The following is a 3,412-nucleotide window of genomic DNA, read 5'->3' as shown; positions in this document are numbered from 1 at the left end:
TTAAAAGAATTCGTTATCAAAATTAATGAATTAATTCGAATGCACATATATACAAATAAACCAATAGATAATACTCAGTTGTGCATACCTAATGCATATTCGGAGATACTGTAAAATATACACTTGGAATATTTTTGGATATAACTTGTGTTTTTTCATGAATTCAATTTTTTCGTTTGTTGGGAATGTAACTAATATTGCTAAAGCAGTAAGTAAAAACCCAGCAAAAGTTATAGAAATAGTTAAAAAGGAATTATGCATTTTTTCAGCTAGTTTTAGAGTATCAACGTCGATTTTAAATATTATCGGGATTAAAATTAATATAATAAACAATACTATCGACTTAATAAAGTCATGTTTTACTTCTTTAACCCCAAAAATTTCTTTCATAAATCTCCCCAAATTAATCTTGTGATTTTATAAATTGTTCTAATTCAGAACGCAGTGAATTATAGGACTCCAATATTGCCTCATACATTGACATAGAATCCACACATCTTGACTTTTCATCAAGTTTTGCAATTTTCTTTTCAGAAATTAAAAGTTCCTCTATTAAGTTTATTTCCTCAATACTCCCATCATCCTCCAACCTTCCCCTAATCTTTAGAGAATCTACATTTCCAGCATAATCGTTCCTTCTAAGTAACTTTTTTATACCATTTAAAATTCGAGAGAATCCATCATTGCTAATATTTCTCTTTCTACCAACACTAATCGATAGAGATAACCACATATTATCAACTAAATTTGCTGCTGAAAACAGGTCTTTAAAACTGCTATCATTAGCAAGAAGTTTAGCATAATCTGTAGCTATTTTTATACTAATACCCCTAATCTCTACAAACTCATCCAACAAGTCATACAAATCTGTTTTTAGAATAGGCTTAATTTCAACCTTCTTATATCCGTTATTGTTATTTTTTAGATTTTTATTAATCATTCGTTTTAATACTGAAATTCTTGGACCATAATAGTTGAATTCTGCACCAATAATTCTTCCATCGAATATTATAAAATGTGTAGGTTCACATAAAGCTTTATTTTTAGGTAAATTAAGCGTAGATGTTTTATTAGTATTGAAATCATATTCCAATGGCAAATCTCCTTTTCTTATAGTGTGTAATTTTCCAAAAATCATATCATTTTGTTCATTAAACTTCTCAAAAGTATAATATGTATTTTCATCCTTTTCTATTATTCGATTTTCATCGAGAATATTAGAGATAAAAGAGATATTTTCCATAACTTTATCGTTATTATTTTTTACCCAGATTATTTGATAGAAATATATCTTTCTATTAACAGTCCTGGACATACCCCTCCCCCATATTTTTAAATGAAATTTTTTATTATAATATTTAAATTATCTATTTTAAAATATCCTTATATTCCCGTCTTTTATATATCTCCCACCAACTGAAATAAACCTTTTTGGCTTAATAACCTTAGAATACTTTTTAATGTTCTTTAAAACAATAGCCATCCATGATTTTTTCTTTTTTCTACCATAACCCCACTTTTTAGATAACTCAACATACTCTCTAAATTCCTCTTCTGTTAAAAACAAGTTATTTTTGTATTTTTCAAGTATTTTCATTGGATTTTCAAAAAATTCTATATTCTCAACTTCTGCCTCTCCATAAAACCCTGCTCTTCTCTTGAAGCATAAAATATAATCTTCATACCCTTTTCAAGTTTGGTTAATGTTGCTGGTTTAACAAAAACATTTTTATGCTCATCTAATATCCTACTTATTAAGGGTTTTGGGATTGGAAACGCTGCACCGATAATATTATCACTCATAAACCCACCCAATCTATTTTTCAATGTGTTTATTAAATCCCATACTACTTTATAAAAATTTTTACCAGTATTTTTTTAGATTTTAAAAATCAATATTTTTGGTGTTAAAAATGGATTATAAGTGCAGAAAAGTTGATTATTTGGTTAAAACAATTCATTAAAAACTTTATAAATAAAAAAGTTAATTAAGCAACAGGATATGCACTTTCTGGTTTTTCATCAACTAATCTTACATTTTCTGCCTCTTTTGGTAGTGGGATTACTTTTGTTCTTGTAACTACTGTTTCTGGGATTTTTATTGATATTCCATTCCTTTTTATTGTTCTTGAGCCGATTCTTGTTTTGTATGTAATTTTAACCCCCCAAACTTTTCTTCCAAATCTATTGACAAACTCTCCTGGCCCCTCTATTTTTATATCAAATGCATCTCCTGGGAAATAAACTCTTTTTGAATATTCTCTTCTTTTCACTGGATGATAGTAGATAATCCACTTTGTAATCCCCTTGCCATACTTTGCCTCTGATGGAATGTATTTGTCTGCTTTCTCTTCCTCTTCAAGCAACCTCTGTAAATACTCCTCAACCGTCTCTTCAAGTGCAATTTCCTCCCCACTCCATGCCTCATACTCAACATCCCAACCATTTACAACAGATACGATATTTGCAAGTTTTACTGTCCTTTCATTTTCCTTCTCCATCATCTCATATATCTTATCCAAATAATCCTTAAACCTTTCCTTAAAGTCCTCTGTTCTTACCAATGTGCAGAAGAAGTCAGTTGCTTCTTTTAATTTTGTTAATTCATCAATACTCTTAACAAACACCATTGCCTTTCTAACTTGACAATACATTTTTCTAATCTCTTCAAGAATTTCTGGGGAGAGTTTAAGATTAACTCCCTCACTAACCTCCTTAATAACCTCTTCTGGAAGGTCTTTAAGTTCCTTCTCTAACTCCTCCCCCTCTCCCCATGGATTGTAGATTTTATCCCAATCATAATATCTTGCTATGTAATTTGCTGTTCTTGTTGTTGCAACATTTTCTTCCATAGCAACTTTCCTTAAATCTTCAATTAAGAATCCAAATTTCTTCCTCCAAAATGGGGAGTATGTTAGAGTGCAAAGGTAGTCACTTCTCTTTTTTAATTCTGTTAATTGTTCAACACCCTCAACAGAAAGCATTTCATCCCTAATTATGCAATTAATTCTTCTTATATCGCCTGGCCCCTCCACCCTTCCGTAAATTCTTCCCATAAATATCACCAAAACATTATTTTATTATTTATTTCTTAATTTATTTTCTGTATCTCCACATTTATATAGATTTTTGATTTTTAAAGTTCAATTACAGTCGTTTGCATTATAGATGACCCAATCTTTAATGGAATTGAAGGGAGAATTAGACCTATTCAAAATTTTACGCATGATTTATTATTTTTTGAAAAATTTATTATGATTATAATGACTAACAAAAATCCACAAGAGACTATATAACATTTCTAAATACCAATAGTTAACCTACAAACTCCAAAATAGGGTTTTAATTCCCTAGGACTTTCGCAAGCATATTCGAATATAATGATATAGCATTTATGATAAGATATTTCTAC

At 29.5% G+C, this 3,412-nt stretch carries 5 protein-coding genes; all 5 read right to left on the bottom strand.

Annotation, left to right across the window (positions count from 1 at the left end; all coding sequences use genetic code 11):
* Nucleotides 1-30: 30 nt before the first annotated feature.
* Nucleotides 31-390: a hypothetical protein gene (locus tag METFODRAFT_RS10970; protein WP_007045386.1), complete on the bottom strand. Its 360-nt coding sequence runs from the start codon at nucleotides 388-390 to the stop codon at nucleotides 31-33.
* 13 nt (nucleotides 391-403) lie between these two features.
* Entirely contained in the window at nucleotides 404-1,315 is a 912-nt protein-coding gene (locus METFODRAFT_RS09400) for a hypothetical protein (RefSeq protein ID WP_007045385.1), read from the bottom strand.
* A 57-nt stretch (nucleotides 1,316-1,372) separates the two neighbouring features.
* On the bottom strand, nucleotides 1,373-1,597 hold the full coding sequence (locus tag METFODRAFT_RS09395; protein WP_007045384.1) for a DUF365 domain-containing protein: 225 nt from the start codon (nucleotides 1,595-1,597) through the stop codon (nucleotides 1,373-1,375).
* A gap of 17 nt (nucleotides 1,598-1,614) precedes the next feature.
* Nucleotides 1,615-1,803, bottom strand: a complete 189-nt coding sequence (locus tag METFODRAFT_RS11665; protein WP_007045383.1) for a hypothetical protein — start codon at nucleotides 1,801-1,803, stop codon at nucleotides 1,615-1,617.
* A 185-nt stretch (nucleotides 1,804-1,988) separates the two neighbouring features.
* Entirely contained in the window at nucleotides 1,989-3,056 is a 1,068-nt protein-coding gene (locus METFODRAFT_RS09390; RefSeq protein WP_007045382.1) for a hypothetical protein, read from the bottom strand.
* Nucleotides 3,057-3,412 lie beyond the last annotated feature (356 nt).

Origin of the sequence: Methanotorris formicicus Mc-S-70 (assembly GCF_000243455.1) — an archaeon.
GTDB classification, from domain to species: domain Archaea; phylum AGJL01; class Methanococci; order Methanococcales; family Methanococcaceae; genus Methanotorris; species Methanotorris formicicus.
This window is presented reverse-complemented; position numbering and strand designations above follow the sequence as displayed.

Coding starts and splice junctions, on each gene's coding strand:
- METFODRAFT_RS10970 (WP_007045386.1), bottom strand. CDS start 390: ATGAAAGAAATTTTTGGGGTTAAAGAAGTAAAACATGACTTTATTAAG.
- METFODRAFT_RS09400 (WP_007045385.1), bottom strand. CDS start 1,315: ATGTCCAGGACTGTTAATAGAAAGATATATTTCTATCAAATAATCTGG.
- METFODRAFT_RS09395 (WP_007045384.1), bottom strand. CDS start 1,597: ATGAAAATACTTGAAAAATACAAAAATAACTTGTTTTTAACAGAAGAG.
- METFODRAFT_RS11665 (WP_007045383.1), bottom strand. CDS start 1,803: ATGAGTGATAATATTATCGGTGCAGCGTTTCCAATCCCAAAACCCTTA.
- METFODRAFT_RS09390 (WP_007045382.1), bottom strand. CDS start 3,056: ATGGGAAGAATTTACGGAAGGGTGGAGGGGCCAGGCGATATAAGAAGA.